The following is a 17928-nucleotide window of genomic DNA, read 5'->3' on the forward strand; positions in this document are numbered from 1 at the left end:
TGGTACACATTTTTTTGTGAAACACCCCCGGTTCCAATAGTTTGGTATTCCTGATTTAGAATGTTCTTCCGATCATTAGGACAAATTCCTATTGAATATAGTAATTATGAAGGCATTTGGAATAAGAAGTTAAGGGTGGGATTTTATGCAAATGGGCTCCAATCAGTGGAATCGTTATCTTGGTGCCATCGATTCCGCCTTAGACAAAGGGATGGCGGCAAAGGAAGTCGTTTGCTCAATAACGACTGGTTTTCGCATGATTCCTTCACTGCGGAATGCACCGGGGCTAAATCCCTATCATGCATCAGTGGCAGATGTCGGCTATGGTTTTGATGCGGTAAGGGGGACAATTCAGCGGCTTCGAAATGGTGAAGTGCTCGCTCTCGCTAAAGAAATGCTTGTTCTTGACCTTGATACACTAAGAATCAGCGAAAAACAATTAGGGCCCAATTTCGATCTTGTAGCGAAAGAGGCAACAGCAGAAACCTATTATTTAATCGAGCAAAGTCAATATCTCAACCGGCAAATTGCTGAAAATATTAACGAGGCGATCGGGTACGGGAAGGCACTTTTGGGAGTAGAATGGGATGCGATTCTAAAGCGGGTCCAAAATATTCAATCCATTCCTCGCCTTTAGTAAGAAAAGCGCAAGCGCCCTGGTCAGCGGCGTATGGCCTAGAGCGCTCCAACTGAGATAAAGGAAACACGGAGAGCGAAGGACACTAGCCGCTAGGGCGCTGGAGCTGGACAATTCTCAAAGCCGAAACTAATACGCTTATATTACAAAAGAAGGGAGGGTTCTCGGGTATGTCTCACAACATGAATGAACAAGAGCAGCGCTTAATGGAATGGTGGAATGCCACGGAAAAGGGCACATTTGTGGTGAAACAGTTGGTCTCCCTCATTACAGAACTAAGGCTGCATCCTGACTCAAGCCGTGCGGACGGGATGATTCTGCTTTACCGCGCTGCATCGGAGGTTTCATATGGATATGCTGGGATGAGAGGCTGTATCCGCCGTAATTTTGCCCATGAAAATTCAGAGTTTCTGCACAATAATATCGTCAGATGCAGGAGCTTTGCCCGGAGATTTTCTGTGGACACACAGGTACTCCTTGAGCGGGTTGCCAAACAAATCAGTGGTGCAAACGCCTTGCTGATTGTCGAGCGTATTCGTGAAACACTCCGTGATAATGCCGCCATTCTATCCGAAATCGAACACAAAGCCAATGCCTTTTTTGGGAAGGAGACCTTTCAAACGCTGCAGAATAACTTAATCCATTCCATCACATTGCCGCCTTTTAATTGACTATTTAAAAAATAAAATGTTGGTGGTTGAAATGTCAAATAGAGGTAAGGGTAGTGAACAAAAATGGAGAAGGGAAATCGTCGATTGATGATTCTTTTCTCCTTTTTCGTTTCTTAAGCCGAATATCCTACTCCTGGCAAAATAATGAAACTTTTTTTTACATGAACCAGTATAATGTAATGATTTGTTTTTTCAAAAGGGGGAGGAATGATCTAGATGAGTATTATTTCAAGGTTTAAAGATATTATGGCGAGCAATATTAACGCGTTATTGGATAAGGCAGAAGACCCAGAGAAGATGATTGATCAGTATTTACGAAACCTTAGCAAGGATTTAGGAAAGGTAAAATCGGAAACGGCTTCCGTCATGGCAGAAGAGCAGCGTGCAAAAAGGGTCGTAACCGAGTGCCAGGAAGATATGGCGAAAATGGAACGTTATGCAATCAAGGCGCTAGAAGCAGGAAATGAAGGAGATGCACGAAAGTTCTTGGAAAAGAAAGCAGCACTCTCAGCAAAATTAACGGAGCTACAAACAGCTTCTCAATTAGCTGCTGCCAACACTCTGCAAATGAAACAGATGCACGATAAACTTGCCGCCGATATTGGTGAATTGGACGCGCGCAAAAATATGTTAAAAGCGAAATGGTCCGTGGCGAAGACGAAGGAACGAATGAATAAGCTTGGAGCATCGACAGCGGATTCAGGCCAATCGCTTTCCGCATTTGAGCGAATGGAAGACAAGGTCAATCGTGCACTGGACGAGGGAAATGCAATGGCGGAACTAAATGCAGCTCCGAAAGATGACATCGCCGATTTAACAGCCAAATACGATGAAAAGAGCGACGGTGTTGAGAATGAACTTGCCGCCTTAAAAGAAAGAATGAAACATAAAGGGTAATCAGCTACCGAAAGCTGCAGACCCAGAATGCTGCTGCTTTTGGCCGGCGGCCATTACATTTTCTTAATATCAAAGGGGTGAAGAAGGAATGATTCTTCATTATAAATGTCCCAGTTGTGGAAGCGATATGAGCTTTGATCCGGATTCAGGTGAATTATCGTGCCAAAGCTGCGGCAGACACGAAAATATCGAAAACTATCCTGAGGAGTTGCGGACAGCAAGTTTTTCAGAAGATGAAGCGAATGAGTACCATTGTGAAAATTGTGGAGCCGTTCTCATGACAGCAGCAGAAACAGCGGCAACAAACTGTGGGTTCTGCGGAGCGGGCGTCGTCATCGCCGATCGATTATCAGGTCAGCTTGCACCGGGGAAGGTGATTCCTTTTACCATTAGTAAGGAAGAGGCAGTGAAGGCGTTTCAAAAATGGTGCAGGAAGGGGCTCCTTACCCCGAAAGGGTTTATGACGGCGGACCGGATTAAAAGTATTACAGGCATGTATGTACCATTTTGGTTATTTGATTTAAATAGTAAGGTGCAAGTGAATGCCACATGTACAAAAGTCAGGACCTATGATCAGGGCGATAATACTTATACAGAAACAAAGTATTTTGATGTCTATCGCGATATTAACCTAGATTATGTCAAGATTCCGGTTGATGCATCAGAGAAAATGAACGATGAATTAATGGATAAATTAGAACCCTACCCATACGATCAGTTAAAAGAGTTTAAAACTCCCTATTTGGCAGGTTATCTTGCGGAGAAATACAATTATACAGACGAAGAATTGCTGCCAAGGGCGAAAGACAAAATCAGTGACTATATTGATTCCTATATTCATTCCACACTATCAGGTTATCATTCCGTAAATATGAAGGAAAAGCAGGTCGATACCAAATCAGTGAAAAGTAACTATGTTTTACTGCCTGTATGGATGGTCAGCTATGATTATAACCATTCGGAGCATACGTTTGCGATGAATGGGCAGACGGGGAAAGTCGTCGGCAAACCGCCAATCAGTACTGGGAAGGTGGCAGCGTGGTTCAGCGGCATTACGGCTGGAACTTTTTTTGCTTTAAAATGTATCTCTTATATGATGGGAGGCGGCTTTTGGTGAGTGGAATTTTAGGACAAAAACGAAGCCTTCTCGTCTTTTTACTTTCCTTTATTTTGCTGCTGCCAGTAGGGGCACGAGTTAATGCTGAATCGTTTGATTCTGAACAGTACATTTATGATTTTGCCGGGCTGCTGACCGGAAAAGAAGAGGCAGAACTTCAATCTATATCTAGTAAACTGGGGAAAGAAAGAAACACCGCTTTTATTATCATTACGGTAAATGGGACGGAAGGAAAGAAACTCATTCAATATGTCGAGGACTTCTATGATGAACATGGCCCCGGCTATGATCAGGCGTTTGGAAATACAGCCATTTTAGCGATTGATTTGGATAAACGAGACGTGTATCTGGCAGGTTTTAAAAAAGCGGAGCAGTATTTGGATGATGGACGGCTTGATCAGATACGTGAGAAAATTACTCCAGACTTGTCTGAAGGTAACTATTATCAAGCATTTTCAGACTTCATCACTACATCGCATAAGTATATGGGCTATGAGCCGGGTGTGAATCCGGAAAATATTTTATTTACATGGTGGTTCCAACTCATTGCCTCCATCATTGTAGGCGGTGTCGCTGTTATGTTTATGGCCTACCGCTCCGGCGGCAGGATTACAGTAAATGAGCAAACCTATATGGATGGCAATCAATCAAGAATCATAAGCAAGTATGATAACTTCGTAAGGCAAACCGTGACGAGGGAAAGGAAACCGTCAGACAACTCGAAAAGCGGAGGCGGAGGCGGCATCTCAAGCGGCGGCCACTCACATAGCGGCAGCAGCGGCAAGTTTTAACAAAGAAAAGCGCAAGCGCCCTGGTCAGCGGCGTTTCGCGGCTACGGTGCTTGAGCTAGACCATTCTCAAATTTAAAAAAGAAGGGAGCAGATGGTGGATGTCTTTTTTTAGAAACCAATTTGCAAATGTCGTAGAATGGCAAGAATTTCGCGATGATATGATTTTTTATAAATGGAGTAATCGGGAAATCAAGAAGGGGAGCCGATTGATTATTCGTCCTGGTCAAGATGCGGTATTTTTTAACAATGGAAAAATTGAAGGGGTATTTCGTGATGATGGAGAGTATGATATCGAGTCACAAATCATTCCCTTCTTATCGACTTTAAAGGGTTTTAAGTTTGGCTTCAATAGTGGCATGCGAGTAGAAGTGCTGTTTGTGAACACGAAGGAATTTGTGGTGAAATGGGGTACTCAAAATGCGATTAATATCCCGACACTTGGACTTCCAGGCGGCATGCCAATTAGGGCAAACGGGACATTTCAATTTAAAGTCCATGATTATATTGCTTTAATTGATCAAATTGCCGGTGTGAAGGATCAATATTTTATCGAGGATGTCAGAATTCGTATCACCTCGATTCTTGACCAGCTCCTGATGAAATGGATTACAAAAGAAGGAAAGGATATGTTCAATCTCCAGGCTAACTCCTTCGACATTTCTAAAGGGATTCAAGAGGATTTAGATATGCAGATGATTAAAAGTGGCATCATGATCACTGGATTTACCATTATGAGCTTCAGCTATCCAAAAGAAATTCAAGAAATGATTACCAAAAACGCTTCACATGGAATGGTGAGTGATGTGGGCAGATACCAGCAAATCTCGATAACAGACGGGATGGCTTCCGGAAAAATGAGCGGAGGCGGAACGGCATCTGACATGGCGGGAATGATGATGGGGATGAATATCGCGGGTCAAATGATGAATCAAATGAATCAGCAAACCCAAAAGCAGCCTGCACCAACGCAAAACACTCCATCTCCAACGCAGCCGAATGCAGATGACCAAAAGAGACCAAACTTTTGCCCAAATTGCGGGACCAAAACAGCCGCTGCCAACTTCTGTTCAAACTGCGGGCAAAAGCTCATTCCCTAATCTCAAACAGAAAGACGCTGTTGAATGAACAACAGCGTTTTTTATAGTTTATTGATAAGTAAAATTAGTTACAATATTTAGTAGATATATAAGAATAGAGCTAGGGAGCTGAGATGAATGAAGAATTACCAGATTCGTACATATGAAGAAGCCATTGAAGTGATTAAGGAAATTGGGTTGCTGCCATTGGCAAAGTTAATTCCTGATTATCCCTCATTAGATAGTATTACTTCGAAGAATCATTGGCATTGTGGTTCAGAATTGGATCCGTGGATGTGGCGTACAAAATTCTCAGTTGAGGGGGTGGCTGCATACGGGAAGTTTATTAAGAAAAAGTCTGTTTTGATTTCTTGTGAGCTACTTCCATTAGTTAAGTCAGTTTTAGGCTCCAATCATACGCTAAAACGCCGCTATAATGATGGACTCGTATCAAGAGAAGCTTTAGAATTATTTGGACTTATCCATGATGAACCGGGCATTGATACCAGACTGTTAAGGGCAAAAGCAGGAATGAAGGAGAAAGAAAAGAAGAAACCATTCGATCTCGCGTTGCTGGAATTACAAGGGTCCATGGATATTGTTGTCTCTGGAACGAAGGAAAAGACCAATGAGCTGGGTGAAAAGAATGGCTGGAGCAGTACGTCTTTTGAGACTTTGGACTATTGGGCAACAAATAATCATGTTGATTCAGTTCAGATCCATACGGAGGAAGCAACAAAGGAGCTGAATGAGCACTTTTCCAAGATCTGCAACCCAGAATCGATGAAAGCACTGGGGAAAATCTTTACGTTTTAATCATTTAAACGGTTATAAAAATATGCGAATAATGGAAAGGAGGATGGGTATGGTTTATATTGCTCTTCTTCGGGGGATTAATGTGGGTGGAAAAAATAAAATTGACATGAAATTGCTCAAAGAAACGTTCGAACAAGTCGGGATGAATGATGTGGTGACATACATCAATACGGGTAATCGGTGATATATGTCCCCGGAGCGATTCTCTGGTCAGTGGACAAGAAAAATGTAACCAAAAGTGGAAGGTCAAAAATCATTGGATCAAAGATATATAAACAAGTTACGGTAAGGAATGTCAACACCGCCCGTAAGATATATGAACGGATGCAAGCTCAAAACAGTTAGTTATCCCTTTGACTTCTTATCGTTATAAAAACTACAGCTGAAATTAAATTTAGTATTCAACCAGGAACGATCCAAGAAGGGGGATCGTCTGGCAGCTTAAAAAGAGAATAATATTCCTTAACCAATTCTCTATGGGTTTTCTGTGTTCATTTCTATCTCCTTTTTGACAGACTATTTTCGATTATATCCCCGCTCTCCATAGGGTTGTAACTTTTCCAGCCATTTTTCTTCAAGAGCTAATAAAGCTTCTTTTTCGTTAAAATACGGATCATCGTACTTCTTCAATTTTTCAAGGATATCAATCTGGAAAGCATCTTTTCCGTATTGGTTCCATTCTATTTGCAGCTCTTTGTGGGTGGTATACCCGTTAGTTTCAAGCATGAATTTTAATCCGTTTAACGTTTTAAAGTTTTTCGTACTTCCAACCAATATTTTATTGTTGAGTGTATTCTTTATCTGATAAATTCCCGCATCAACAGTTATTTCCTTAAATTGTTGTTTTAACTCTTTTTTGCGATCCATGATTTGTCACCTTCTGTTATCATTTACTTTTTTAACCAATAACTACTTCCATCGGATTTACGTTCTAAAAATCCATATTCAATTAAATATCTTCTTATTAAAATATAATCCTCATAAATTCCTTTTAGAATTTGATTTAATTCTTGTTCATCATAATTGTAATCCGTTTTTAAATGGTTTGAAATTTCTCTAAGGATTACAAGTCTTTGTTTTTCTTTTTGGGGAAACCTAGTCAAAATTCCTTCGGAGAAGTATTTATGAAGAAATTGCTCATGTTCATCTTGGGTAATGTTGTATCGCTCATCTACCATTGTGGCTGTTTTATGCACGGGTACAAAAGCTGGTGCATGTTCATCTTTCTCTTTCAGCAATTCCATCAAAGCTAAAAAAGTCTTTGCCTGGCGTTCCTTTTCTTTTAAAGCAAAACGGTGATGACGAATAGTAGAAGCACTGCCAATACCTAAAACTTTTTGAATTTCTTTATCATTTTTTCCCTGATAAAAAAGAGATAATAGGTTCTTTTGATGTTCAGTAAGACCTGTGAGTTTCTTGTCCATGTCAATTAAATATTCAAATACGGATTGGTGAGTATCTTCTATATGAATACGCATATACCTTTCGGCTTCGTACAATTTATCTTCATAAGGATAAACAATCCCTTTTTCGATTCTTTCCCCACACAATAGACAAGTAAATGAATCATTTTCTTGAATATACCCACATTTTAGCTCTTCCAAAGAGGCACTCCAAAAAATATTTGATATTTCCATCGGTATTAACACTTCCTGTTAATTTTCAATAAAATAAACAAAAACAAATTTAGTTTGAATATATACAAACATATTACAATAACGTTTAAGTTTATTCAATAAATATAAATACATTATTGTAATATTTGTATAAAAAAAGAAAGGCAACATAAGCTGCCTTTCAAAAGTACATAAAATTGTTTCTATATTTCACTAAGTTTTATCTGCTTATTTTTATTATCTAAACGTTTCTGCCAAATGATCGTTACCATCATTGTTAAGATTAGGAAAATAAGCCCCATAATAAATGGATAGATAATATTGACATCGTATAACATCCCTGCCAAAGTTGGTCCTAAAACATTTCCGATACTCATGTAAGCATTATTCATGCCCATGGCAAAGCCTTGTTCATTACCAGCCATTTTGGAGATAAGTGTATTTAGAACAGGCCGAAGTATGGAAGTAGCTAGAAAAATTAAAAGTGTTACCCCAAAGAAAAGTGTATAGGTAGATGCAAGGAGAGAAAGGAGGAACCCTACTGTTGATACTCCTAAAAAGATAATTAGGACAATTCCTTCACCAAAGCGGCTAACGATACGGTCAACGACAAAAAGCTGTACAATGGCACTTACAATCCCCGTTGATGTTACCATTATAGCAATTTGTTGTGGAGTCGCACCAAATTGATTATCAACGAATAGACCAAGAACGGATTCGAATGCCATTAAACCAAAACTCATTACGAGGGTAATAATAAGTGGAATAAAATAAGGCATCTTCACTGAGCGAAACATCTTTCTAGCCATGGATTCTTCATCATCGGGAAGTTCCTTTATTTCTGATGTATTACTTTCCTTGAGAACATAGATTGAAAATAATACGGCAACAAGTGAAACAAGTGCAGATATCAATAATGGTACTTTTAATCCAAAATCCGCGAGAAACCCACCTATGCCTGGACCAATAACAATTCCCAGTGACATGGCGGCTGATACTAAGCTATTGCCTTTTGCTCGTTGATCCATTGTAGTAATATCCGCTACATAAGCAAAAATAGCAGGAACGAGCAACGCCGCCCCAATCCCGCCAATAATACGTGAAGCGTAAAGCCACCAAATTGAATGGAAGCCGTAAAAGACAAACATGGATATCGTCAAACCGATCAATCCATAAATAATCATCTTCCTGCGACCAAATTGATCAGCCCATTTCCCTGCAATCGGAGAAAAGATTAATTGTGCTCCTGCAAATAGAGCAATCATTAATCCTGCTGCAGTACCACCCTGGTTAATGGACTCTAAATATGCTGGTAAAATAGGAATAATAATACCGAAACTTCCAATGGCAATGAACATATTTATCATCAATATGGTTATCTTTTTCCGTTGTTCTGTATTCAGTGTTGTTCACCTCTTTTTCTTTTTTTGTTGGTAAAGTTGCTGCCTATCAAGAATAAATAAAAAAACTACATTACATTAATAAAAACCAATTGTCAATGGATCTTAAAATCTGCTCTAATTCTTTTTAAAGCACTGCATATTCCTAGTATCTTTTTGCCAGGGAAAATCGTTATTTATATGAAAGAGATCATTTTTCACTTTATTAAAAGGGGGAAAAATATTATGAAGGTCCTCATATTAGGAGGTACACGTTTTTTAGGAAGAGCTTTCGTAGAAGAAGCGTTGGGAAGAGGGCATGAAATCACCTTATTCAATCGTGGTAACAGTAAAGAAACGTTTCCTGAAGTAGAACAGTTAATTGGCAATAGAGATCATGATGTATCACTTCTGAAAAATCGGAAATGGGATGTCTTAATCGATACATGCGGATTTGCTCCCCATCAAATAAAAAAAATCGCTGATGTGCTTCGGGATAACATCGACCATTATACATTTATCTCAAGTATCTCTGTTTATAAAGATTGGGTTCCGCTCAATATTACGGAAGACTATCAATTACAGCCCATGCTGACGGAAAATCAATTGAAGGACATTGAGGCAGGTAATGTCTCTCCATATGAGTATTATGGAGCGTTGAAAGTATTATGTGAAGCAGAAGCAGAAAAGCATTGGCCAGGCCGTGTTTTGCATATTAGAGCAGGTCAGCTTGTAGGGCCATTTGACTATACGGATCGGCTGCCGTATTGGATTCAGCGTGTAGCACAAGGCGGAAAAGTATTGGTGCCAGGACGTTCAGATCGACCTGTTCAATTGATTGATGTTAGAGATATAGCGTCATGGGTGTGTACTATGGCGGAACACAGAAAAGCAGGTACCTTCAATGTAACTGGCCTCAATTATGATTTGGCGATAGAAGAGCTGTTAAACACCTGTAAAGCCGTTACAAACAGCGATGCCGAATTTGTATGTATGGAAGAAGGATTTTTATTGACGCACAATGTACAACCGTGGACGGAGATGCCACTTTGGATCCCTGAAAACTTCCCGATAGAAGAAGAAACTGAACCATGGAAAGGAGCTTTTTCCTTCAATATAGAAAAAGCTGTTAACGCAGGTCTTACCTTTCGACCTCTAGAAGACACTATTTATGATGTTTATCAATGGGAGAAAGCAAGGAAGGAAATAGATAGAAAAGCAGGGATCTCACAAGTAAAAGAGCAGGAACTGCTGGGGAGATGGTTTCAAAAAGATAAAATGGAGTCATTGTGATGGGGGCAACTCCAAGCCCATAGGAAAACTCCAATTTATTTGTATATTTCATAATAAAATATCTCAGAATAACAAATAAAAAAAGTGAGGTATTTCCTTTGGCGATATTTAGAAAAAAAAAGACAAACACCTTAACCGCTGCAGAAGTATCCGCCCTTTGGTTACAGTACACAGGTGATAGTATGGCTATTTGTGTTTACAAATACTTTCTTAATATTGTTGAAAACAATGAAATCAAACCCATACTAGAATTCGCCTTACAGTTAGCCGAAGGACATCTCACAAAAATCAAAGAATTCTTGAAAAGTGCAAATTTCCAAGCCCCAATAGGATTTACCGAGAGTGACGTGAATGTGAATGCCCCGCGTCTGTTTTCTGATCAATTTCTACTTTTTTACTCCTATATTATGACAATACATGGGTTAAACGCTTATAGCCTGGCTATTACAAACTCGGAACGACAAGACATTCAAAATTATTTCTTTGAATGTACGGTAACATCTAAGGAATTGTTCCAAAAAATAGTGGAATTGGCTAAAAGCCAACCAAAATTTCCAAGTGTCCCTTCTATTCCAACACCTCATGGGGCGAAGTTTATTGAATCCACAGGAATCATTTCAAATCTAATTGGTGACAAAAGACCACTTAATAGTTCGGAAATCAGCACCCTTTTCTTTAATTCAACGAAAACTGGATTTATCAGTTCGCTTAGTTTGGCTTTCAGTCAGGTAGCGCAGCAGGAGGAAGTTCGTCATTTTATGTTGAAAAACGTTAAATTAGCAGGGAAAGATGCTGAAAGCTTTGACACAATATTACGACAAGATCATTTACCGATACCTGAGAAATGGGATGCTGAGATCACCGATTCTACTGTAAGTCCATTTTCGGACAAATTGATCATGTTTCACGCAGCGTTTTTAGTAAATGCGGCACTATCCTATTATGGTGCTTCATTAGGTTCCAGCTTTAGGTCCGACATAATCTTGACCTATTATAAAGTATTTACCCATGCAATGGAGGCTGGTACTTTTTCTTACAATATTATGGTGAAACATGGATGGCTAGAAAAACAACCTGAAGCGATTGACAGAAAATCCTTGGCACAAGGTTCAGAAAAATGAGATGGAAAATCGAGCGTTAGGCAGGCTAGCTAACGCTCTCATTTAGTTTTTCTTTAATCAACTGTATTATCTTTTTGTAGAAAGAAATTCCATGAGGGACAAATTCCTGTTTCCCAGCCATTCTATCGAAAAAGAGCTTTTCACCATTATTATTGATTTCAAATCCTATAATATTTATTTCGTGTTTTTCACCCGACCAAAGATCAATAAAATCGGAAAATTTTACTTTGATGATGCCTGAAACTTCCTCTTTTTGTAAGCTGAATACATCAAAATCCAGATTTTTTTTATATAAAAATGTGTGCGCCAGTTCATTATCAATTAAGTCTTCATGTTTGACACAATAATTGATAATCCCTAATGGTATTAGCTCGGAAAAGGAAACATCAATTCCTAATTCTTCTTTAATCTCCCTAATACCATCCGCTGCTGTTTCATCGGCTAATAAATGTCCGGCAGAAGTAATATCAAAAAGGTTGGGATGGTCCTTTTTCAATCCACAGCGGCGCTGAAGATAAAGATAATTCACTTCTGCTTCACGGCTGACAATCCAGCAATGAAAGGATTCATGCCAAAGCCCCTGCCTATGTACTTCCGCCCTAGTAGCTGTCCCGATAGGTTTCCTCTGGTTATCAAACACTCGAACTAGCTCATTCTCCATTATTTGTTCTCCTTATATAAATATTCTATATATGTAGAAATTCTATGTATATATAGAATAATCTATTCATTCTGTTCATGCAACTAGTTTTACTTTCTTTTGAATAAACAAGGAAAATCCATCTTCTATAGAGAAAATGTAGATAGAAGATAACTGGGGGTTAAAATAAATGGACAATATCGATAAAAGAAATCGATTGGAGGAGGAGCCATTTAGTTATCGTTTAACTAAAAGTAATACAGTCCTTCTGGAGTATTTTGGTAAACTAATTAAAACATTAAAAGGGAAAGACGCCGAAAAACTTTTAGAAAAAATTCAAAACGCTGAAGACAAAAAGGCAGTTCAACTAATCTTGGCTAAAGCAACAGGGAATTTCAAGAGAGGTAATGAAAGAAAATAAATCAATAAAAAGGGCAGGTGGTAAATCAATGAACCAAGATTCACTGCGTTTGTATGATTATTATGTTTGGCGAATAAGCGGTTTTTTCACCATTTAAAGGAATTACCTCGGGAAGTTTACCGAAAGGCTTCAAATCAAAAATGCAAAATAAAGCATAATTAACTAAAATCTTGCCCAACAGCTGGCAAGATTTTTTATTTGAAAAGCAGGGTAAACTGACCAATAATAGTACCGGGCAGTTTTTTTATTTGCCAAAAAATCTTTTATTTTTCAGTACAACATGTTATTCTAAAAAAATAACCAAAATGAGTTAAGTTTGTAATTGAATAAATTAAAGTTAAGATATTTCTGACTTTTTGGATTTAGTTTTAAAGTAGTGGAAATGATTTTCTCCAAAATTAATTTTAGTAAAATAGTGAATTGTAAGATTATTGCTAAAAGGATTAAAAAATTTAAGTATTTTTAAAAAGGGGAAATGTTAATGAAGAAAATTAGTTTAGCATGGCAGATATTCATTGGTCTGGCTCTGGGTATTGCGGTCGGTGCGGTTTTTTATGGTAATCCTCAGGTGGCAAGTTTCCTCCAGCCAATAGGTGATATATTTATTCGCTTAATTAAAATGATTGTTGTTCCAATTGTTGTTTCAAGTCTTATTGTTGGTGTTGCAGGCGTTGGTGATATGAAATCTTTGGGGAAACTTGGCGGAAAAACCCTGCTTTATTTTGAAATTATTACGACAATCGCCATCATTGTTGGACTGCTTGCCGCGAATGTCTTTCAACCTGGGGTTGGAGTCGATCGCACACATTTAACGAAGACGGATATTAACAGTTATGTAAGTACAGCTGAACAAACTGAGTCACATTCAATGATTGATACTGTGGTGAACATTGTTCCCACCAACATCATTCAGTCATTAGCAAACGGTGATATGCTTGCTATCATTTTCTTCTCCGTTATGTTTGGGCTCGGAGTGGCGGCAATTGGTGAGAAGGGTCTGCCCATTCTCAATTTCTTTAGAGGAACCGCAGATGCGATGTTTTTTGTAACAAACCAAATTATGAAATTAGCTCCATTTGGTGTGTTTGCTTTGATTGGTGTGACGGTTTCGAAATTTGGTATTACTTCGTTAATCCCGCTGGGGAAACTGGTTCTGGTTGTTTACGGTTCGATGATCTTTTTCATTTTAGTGGTATTAGGGTTAACGGCGAAAATTGCCGGATACAACATTTTCAAGTTAATCAAATATTTAAAAGACAAACTCATTTTGGGCTATACGACAGCAAGTTCAGAAACGGTCCTTCCAAAAATTATGGAGAAGATGGAGAAGATTGGTTGTCCAAAGTCGATTACCTCTTTTGTTATTCCAACCGGTTATTCCTTTAATCTGGATGGATCCACGCTTTACCAAGCGATTGCGGCAATGTTCATTGCACAAATGTATGGAATTCCGATGAGTATCATGCAGCAAGTAACTTTGGTTCTTGTATTGATGCTAACCTCCAAGGGGATTGCCGGCGTTCCAGGCGTATCGTTTGTCGTTCTTCTTGCTACTTTAGGTAGTGTAGGGATTCCTGCTGAGGGACTGGCATTCATTGCCGGTATTGACCGGATTTTGGACATGGCACGTACCTGTGTAAACATTGTCGGAAATTCCTTGGCGGCAATTGTGATTACAAAATGGGAAGGCCATAGTCTTACTGAACATGGTGAACAAAAAGCAGCTTAAATTATAAAAGTACTAACCTTGCTCGGATTCGGGCAAGGTTTTTTCTTCGAATAAAAGTGAAGTGTGATACTATAGAAATAATTCAGACCTTTTTCAAGGGAGAGGATAGGAGTGGAAATTACCCTTAACAAAGTTTTTGTCGGGTTGCCAAAAACAATTGGCAGCAAAGAGGCTGCAAATCCAATGGATCGTGAATGGACAAGCGCCATTTTTAAAGAGCCTGTCGATGAGGCAATTTGGGTTGGGAAAACGGGTTTAACAGGTGATGGCCAAGGGGATTTGAAGCATCATGGCGGACCGGAAAAAGCTGTTTTTGCTTATTCGCTTGAAAATTATTCATACTGGCAGAAAGAGCTTGGAAATTCTGAAATTGGTGCTGGCGGGATGGGAGAAAATTTGGTTATGGAAGGCCTGGATGAAGGAGCAATTTCCATAGGTGATACCTTTCAAATTGGTGAGGCGGTTATTCAAGTATCACAGCCAAGGCAGCCTTGCTGGAAGCCGGCGCGCCGCTTTAAAGTAAAAAACTTAGCGCTATTATTGCAAAACACGGGTAAAACTGGCTGGTATTTTCGTGTAGTAGAAGAGGGAAATGTTGAGTCTGGCCAAACCTTTACCTTACTTGATCGGCCGTTTCCACAGTGGACGATTAAAAGATGTAATCAAATTATCCATGCAAAGCCGCTGGATTTTTCCGAAATGAGGGAGCTTGCACAGTGTCAATTACTTGCACCAGGCATGAGGGAGACATTGGCAAAACGGATAGAAAAACAGAACTCCAGCCCTGATATCCGTGATCGGGTATTTGGTCCAAATGAATAAGTAGTCGGAGCTGAACGAGTGAGAAGGCTGTTCGTGAACCGCCAAGTAATAAGAGAATGGAAGATGCCGCGATTAAAGGCGGTCATCTTCCCAGGCTCGATCCTCATCATTAATGTTGTATTTATCTTTTACCTCTTGATTCGCAAAGAAACCTAAAGCATATTTGACCACTTCTTGTATATCATTGGTTTCATATGCAGCGAAATCTTCGTTTGTTATGTTTAATTTAACACTTTCAAGTGCATATCCGCTGTCTAAATCGAGGTCTAGAAGTACCTCATACCCCTCTGCATTTTTATTCGCCTCAATAATATTGAAAGCCTGAATCGTTGTGCCTGTTTCATATTCGATGGATTCCATAAATTCTGACACGCAAACACCGCCCATCTTTTCATGTGTAACATCCCATAGTTTTAGCGGAACTAGGTACTGCTATTCGCTTCGTTTTGCTAAGCCATTGGGACTGGGGAAAAATGTTTAAAAGGATTCCCATCAATGGGTCGTGATAAAATGTTTTAAAAAGCCTAAATACTCTGAAAACGCTTACAATTTTCGGCTGGGAATGGTATAATATAACAAGGGGGACCTCATGATTTTTTCATCAGAGATTACTTAATGGAATCATGAAAGGGGTAGAGAAGAATGTCTGACAGCGTTTTCAAACACTTGCAAAAAAAAGGGATTATTGTACCTGAACATCAGATCCAACAAAAAATGTCACAATGGGATGCATACAAAATCATCACAAACAATGCTAATCCTGAAAAGATTGCAGGTCAAACCTTAGGTCATAAATTTTCACCAGAGGAACCAAGAATCCTGTAAGATGCTCTAAAACAATACACGGGAGATTACTCTCCATTACACTATGATAAACTTATTAAGGGTGTCAGGCACCATGTGAAAAATTCACATGGTGCCTGACACCTTTTTATGCTGTTATAATAGGGAGGTGAAGGGCGGGATGCAGATGTTGAAAATTTTGCTTGTAGAGGATGATAAAACGATTGCTTCTGGTCTTGAATATTCGTTGCAGCAGGATCAGTTTTCTACGGTTCTGTGCCATGATGCTGCCTCGGCGGAGAAGGTATTAGCAGAGGACTTAGACCAAATTGCATTATGCTTATTTGATTTATCCCTTCCGGATGGAAGCGGCTATGAGCTGTGTAAGATGGTGAAGAAGCGAAGTGATGTTCCTGTCATTTTTTTAACGGCGATTGATGATGAAGTTAATGTCGTAATGGGGCTTGATATGGGAGCGGACGATTACATAACTAAACCGTTTCGAATTCGTGAGCTGATTTCGCGGATTAAAACCGTCCTGCGAAGATATCAAAAGCAGCCACAGTCAAAAATTATTATTGAAATACAGAATGTCAGCATAAATACACTAGAAGGAAAGGTTTATAAAAATAACGAAGAGGTTCAATTAACAGCGTTAGAGTATCGCTTAATCCTCATTTTTGCGAACCATATTGGACAAGTTCTCTCACGTAATCAGCTTTTAGAAAGGATTTGGGATGTTGCCGGGGACTTCGTCAATGATAATACCTTAACCGTTTACATAAAAAGACTAAGGGAAAAGTTAGAGGACAATCCACAAAATCCCCAGATTATCAAAACCGTGCGTGGTTTAGGTTATAAGGTAGGTGATTAGATGCTGCGAAATCGCGAGGTGCGAGTGCTTATTGTAACAATGTGCCTAATTTCTATAGGAGGTACCGTGGCTGCGTCATTTGTTTCTATTGCTGCCATGGTACTTGTTTTTATCGTTTCTGCTTTATTAATTGGCTGCTGCCTCGTTTTTACAGGTTGGAGATATCATGAAATCGCGAAGCTGTCCAGCTATCTGCGTCAAATAAGCGGTGGTGACTATTCACTCGATGTCCGAGATAATTTCGAGGGTGAGTTAAGTATTTTAAAAAACAATATATACAAAGTGACCATTATGCTATCAGAACAGGGCGGGCTTTTGAAGCAAGATAAAATCCAGCTCACCAATGCGATTTCTGATATATCGCATCAGCTTAAAACCCCATTAACCTCGATGATGATGATGGCAGATTTGTTAAGCGATGCCAATCTCCCTCCTGTAAAAAGAAGTGAATTCACCCGTACCATCCGAATACAGCTTGAACGAATTGAATGGCTGGTCTCTTCGTTATTAAAGCTCTCAAAAATTGACGCTGAAACGGTCCAATTTAAGCAAGAAGTGATTGCTGTGAAACGATTGCTGCAAAAATCGTTAGAACCTGTCCTCATTCCGATGGACATTAAAGAACAGACCGTTTCGATGGATGGGGAAGGAACCGTCTCATTTGTTGGCGATTTTAACTGGACTATCGAAGCCATTATCAATATTTTAAAAAACTGTGTCGAACATACTGCTGACGGCGGGAGAATTGCCATTTCATTTTCAGAAAACCCTTTGTTTACGGAAATCGTCATTGCGGATAACGGGAAAGGAATTCCAAAGGAAGATATTCCATATATCTTTAAGCGCTTTTACAAAGGAAAGAATGCCGGTGAAGATAGCGTCGGCATTGGTTTGGCAATGGCCCACAGCATCATCACCCATCAAAATGGCGATATCGAGGTAAAAAGTAAAAATGGTGAGGGGACACAATTTCGAATTAAGTTTTATAAACAGGTGATATAAGCCGGATAAGTGGTCCAACTAATGAAACGGCTGTCCTAACCGAGGCAAGGTGCAGGTTTACTGTCGGATGAATTGAAGTTACTGTCGGATAACACCGGTTTACTCTCGGATGGCACCGAAAAACTGTCGCTTAAGATCATTTTACTGTCGACATGCCACTTTTTTGATAATGAAAAACAATAGTAAGTGACTAAATTGTCACTTAACAGTCACTGGAAAGTCATTTTAGCCAGATAAACTAGA

Annotated in this window: 20 protein-coding genes and 1 pseudogene; 16 read left to right on the forward strand and 5 right to left on the reverse strand. The window is 39.3% G+C overall.

Translation table 11 applies throughout. The features are described 5' to 3' along the window. The first annotated feature begins 145 nt into the window (after positions 1-145). The 8 genes and pseudogenes from ACO1D1_RS04565 to ACO1D1_RS04600 all read left to right on the forward strand — a co-directional run bounded on the left by ACO1D1_RS04565 (position 146) and on the right by ACO1D1_RS04600 (position 6350). Positions 146-637, forward strand: coding sequence for a hypothetical protein (locus ACO1D1_RS04565; RefSeq protein ID WP_223820897.1), 492 nt, complete (start codon positions 146-148; stop codon positions 635-637). 170 nt (positions 638-807) lie between these two features. Continuing rightward, positions 808-1308, forward strand: a complete 501-nt coding sequence (locus ACO1D1_RS04570; RefSeq protein ID WP_149868825.1) for a hypothetical protein — start codon at positions 808-810, stop codon at positions 1306-1308. 216 nt (positions 1309-1524) lie between these two features. Further along, positions 1525-2205, forward strand: a complete 681-nt coding sequence (locus ACO1D1_RS04575; RefSeq protein WP_149868826.1) for a PspA/IM30 family protein — start codon at positions 1525-1527, stop codon at positions 2203-2205. Positions 2206-2293: 88 nt separating this feature from the next. Then, positions 2294-3322 carry a TFIIB-type zinc ribbon-containing protein gene (locus tag ACO1D1_RS04580; protein ID WP_423335122.1) on the forward strand — a complete coding sequence of 343 codons (1029 nt, stop codon included), beginning with the start codon at positions 2294-2296 and terminating at the stop codon, positions 3320-3322. Beyond that, positions 3319-4113: a TPM domain-containing protein gene (locus ACO1D1_RS04585; protein WP_149868828.1), complete on the forward strand. Its 795-nt coding sequence runs from the start codon at positions 3319-3321 to the stop codon at positions 4111-4113. The genes ACO1D1_RS04580 and ACO1D1_RS04585 overlap by 4 nt, the downstream gene beginning before the upstream one ends. A 98-nt stretch (positions 4114-4211) precedes the next feature. Further along, positions 4212-5210, forward strand: coding sequence for an SPFH domain-containing protein (locus ACO1D1_RS04590; RefSeq protein ID WP_149868829.1), 999 nt, complete (start codon positions 4212-4214; stop codon positions 5208-5210). A gap of 117 nt (positions 5211-5327) precedes the next feature. Beyond that, positions 5328-6005: an AlkZ-related protein gene (locus ACO1D1_RS04595; RefSeq protein WP_423335123.1), complete on the forward strand. Its 678-nt coding sequence runs from the start codon at positions 5328-5330 to the stop codon at positions 6003-6005. A 49-nt stretch (positions 6006-6054) separates the two neighbouring features. Further along, a pseudogene (locus tag ACO1D1_RS04600) lies at positions 6055-6350 on the forward strand (DUF1697 domain-containing protein). Positions 6351-6521: 171 nt separating this feature from the next. Here the strand turns inward: ACO1D1_RS04600 and ACO1D1_RS04605 are convergent. The 3 genes from ACO1D1_RS04605 to ACO1D1_RS04615 all read right to left on the reverse strand — a co-directional run bounded on the left by ACO1D1_RS04605 (position 6522) and on the right by ACO1D1_RS04615 (position 9024). Further along, complete coding sequence (locus ACO1D1_RS04605; protein WP_423335124.1) at positions 6522-6872, reverse strand: GIY-YIG nuclease family protein; 351 nt, start codon at positions 6870-6872, stop codon at positions 6522-6524. A 23-nt stretch (positions 6873-6895) separates the two neighbouring features. Further along, positions 6896-7642, reverse strand: coding sequence for a DUF2087 domain-containing protein (locus tag ACO1D1_RS04610; RefSeq protein ID WP_423335125.1), 747 nt, complete (start codon positions 7640-7642; stop codon positions 6896-6898). Positions 7643-7824: 182 nt separating this feature from the next. Next, on the reverse strand, positions 7825-9024 hold the full coding sequence (locus ACO1D1_RS04615; RefSeq protein ID WP_423335200.1) for an MFS transporter: 1200 nt from the start codon (positions 9022-9024) through the stop codon (positions 7825-7827). A gap of 222 nt (positions 9025-9246) precedes the next feature. Between ACO1D1_RS04615 and ACO1D1_RS04620 the strand changes: the two genes are divergently transcribed. After that, positions 9247-10293, forward strand: a complete 1047-nt coding sequence (locus tag ACO1D1_RS04620) for an SDR family oxidoreductase (protein WP_423335126.1) — start codon at positions 9247-9249, stop codon at positions 10291-10293. A gap of 98 nt (positions 10294-10391) precedes the next feature. After that, positions 10392-11414: a DUF3231 family protein gene (locus ACO1D1_RS04625; RefSeq protein WP_423335127.1), complete on the forward strand. Its 1023-nt coding sequence runs from the start codon at positions 10392-10394 to the stop codon at positions 11412-11414. A gap of 25 nt (positions 11415-11439) precedes the next feature. On the opposite strand, the gene ACO1D1_RS04630 is transcribed toward ACO1D1_RS04625, so the two are convergent. Further along, positions 11440-12075: an NUDIX hydrolase gene (locus tag ACO1D1_RS04630; RefSeq protein WP_423335128.1), complete on the reverse strand. Its 636-nt coding sequence runs from the start codon at positions 12073-12075 to the stop codon at positions 11440-11442. Positions 12076-12244: 169 nt separating this feature from the next. Here ACO1D1_RS04630 and ACO1D1_RS04635 point away from each other — a divergent pair, with 169 nt between their 5' ends. The 3 genes from ACO1D1_RS04635 (at position 12245) to ACO1D1_RS04645 (ending at position 15026) form a co-directional block, all read left to right on the forward strand. Further along, entirely contained in the window at positions 12245-12475 is a 231-nt protein-coding gene (locus ACO1D1_RS04635; RefSeq protein WP_423335129.1) for a hypothetical protein, read from the forward strand. 481 nt (positions 12476-12956) lie between these two features. After that, a complete protein-coding gene (locus ACO1D1_RS04640; RefSeq protein ID WP_423335130.1) occupies positions 12957-14204 on the forward strand; it encodes a cation:dicarboxylate symporter family transporter in 1248 nt (415 codons plus the stop codon). Between the two features lie 111 nt (positions 14205-14315). Next, entirely contained in the window at positions 14316-15026 is a 711-nt protein-coding gene (locus ACO1D1_RS04645) for an MOSC domain-containing protein (protein ID WP_423335131.1), read from the forward strand. A 72-nt stretch (positions 15027-15098) separates the two neighbouring features. On the opposite strand, the gene ACO1D1_RS04650 is transcribed toward ACO1D1_RS04645, so the two are convergent. After that, positions 15099-15398, reverse strand: a complete 300-nt coding sequence (locus ACO1D1_RS04650) for a hypothetical protein (RefSeq protein ID WP_423335132.1) — start codon at positions 15396-15398, stop codon at positions 15099-15101. Positions 15399-15668: 270 nt separating this feature from the next. Here ACO1D1_RS04650 and ACO1D1_RS04655 point away from each other — a divergent pair, with 270 nt between their 5' ends. The 3 genes from ACO1D1_RS04655 to ACO1D1_RS04665 all read left to right on the forward strand — a co-directional run bounded on the left by ACO1D1_RS04655 (position 15669) and on the right by ACO1D1_RS04665 (position 17685). After that, positions 15669-15851: a hypothetical protein gene (locus ACO1D1_RS04655; RefSeq protein WP_423335133.1), complete on the forward strand. Its 183-nt coding sequence runs from the start codon at positions 15669-15671 to the stop codon at positions 15849-15851. 148 nt (positions 15852-15999) lie between these two features. Further along, positions 16000-16683, forward strand: coding sequence for a response regulator transcription factor (locus ACO1D1_RS04660; protein WP_423335201.1), 684 nt, complete (start codon positions 16000-16002; stop codon positions 16681-16683). Then, on the forward strand, positions 16684-17685 hold the full coding sequence (locus ACO1D1_RS04665; protein WP_149868838.1) for a sensor histidine kinase: 1002 nt from the start codon (positions 16684-16686) through the stop codon (positions 17683-17685). The last annotated feature ends 243 nt before the right edge of the window (positions 17686-17928 follow it).

The sequence above is a fragment of the Neobacillus sp. 19 genome (genome assembly GCF_049463095.1).
Lineage (GTDB): Bacteria > Bacillota > Bacilli > Bacillales > Cytobacillaceae > Neobacillus.

Coding starts and splice junctions, on each gene's coding strand:
- ACO1D1_RS04565 (WP_223820897.1), top strand. CDS start 146: ATGCAAATGGGCTCCAATCAGTGGAATCGTTATCTTGGTGCCATCGAT.
- ACO1D1_RS04570 (WP_149868825.1), top strand. CDS start 808: ATGTCTCACAACATGAATGAACAAGAGCAGCGCTTAATGGAATGGTGG.
- ACO1D1_RS04595 (WP_423335123.1), top strand. CDS start 5,328: ATGAAGAATTACCAGATTCGTACATATGAAGAAGCCATTGAAGTGATT.
- ACO1D1_RS04590 (WP_149868829.1), top strand. CDS start 4,212: ATGTCTTTTTTTAGAAACCAATTTGCAAATGTCGTAGAATGGCAAGAA.
- ACO1D1_RS04640 (WP_423335130.1), top strand. CDS start 12,957: ATGAAGAAAATTAGTTTAGCATGGCAGATATTCATTGGTCTGGCTCTG.
- ACO1D1_RS04610 (WP_423335125.1), bottom strand. CDS start 7,642: ATGGAAATATCAAATATTTTTTGGAGTGCCTCTTTGGAAGAGCTAAAA.
- ACO1D1_RS04605 (WP_423335124.1), bottom strand. CDS start 6,872: ATGGATCGCAAAAAAGAGTTAAAACAACAATTTAAGGAAATAACTGTT.
- ACO1D1_RS04580 (WP_423335122.1), top strand. CDS start 2,294: ATGATTCTTCATTATAAATGTCCCAGTTGTGGAAGCGATATGAGCTTT.
- ACO1D1_RS04620 (WP_423335126.1), top strand. CDS start 9,247: ATGAAGGTCCTCATATTAGGAGGTACACGTTTTTTAGGAAGAGCTTTC.
- ACO1D1_RS04630 (WP_423335128.1), bottom strand. CDS start 12,075: ATGGAGAATGAGCTAGTTCGAGTGTTTGATAACCAGAGGAAACCTATC.
- ACO1D1_RS04665 (WP_149868838.1), top strand. CDS start 16,684: ATGCTGCGAAATCGCGAGGTGCGAGTGCTTATTGTAACAATGTGCCTA.
- ACO1D1_RS04575 (WP_149868826.1), top strand. CDS start 1,525: ATGAGTATTATTTCAAGGTTTAAAGATATTATGGCGAGCAATATTAAC.
- ACO1D1_RS04655 (WP_423335133.1), top strand. CDS start 15,669: ATGTCTGACAGCGTTTTCAAACACTTGCAAAAAAAAGGGATTATTGTA.
- ACO1D1_RS04635 (WP_423335129.1), top strand. CDS start 12,245: ATGGACAATATCGATAAAAGAAATCGATTGGAGGAGGAGCCATTTAGT.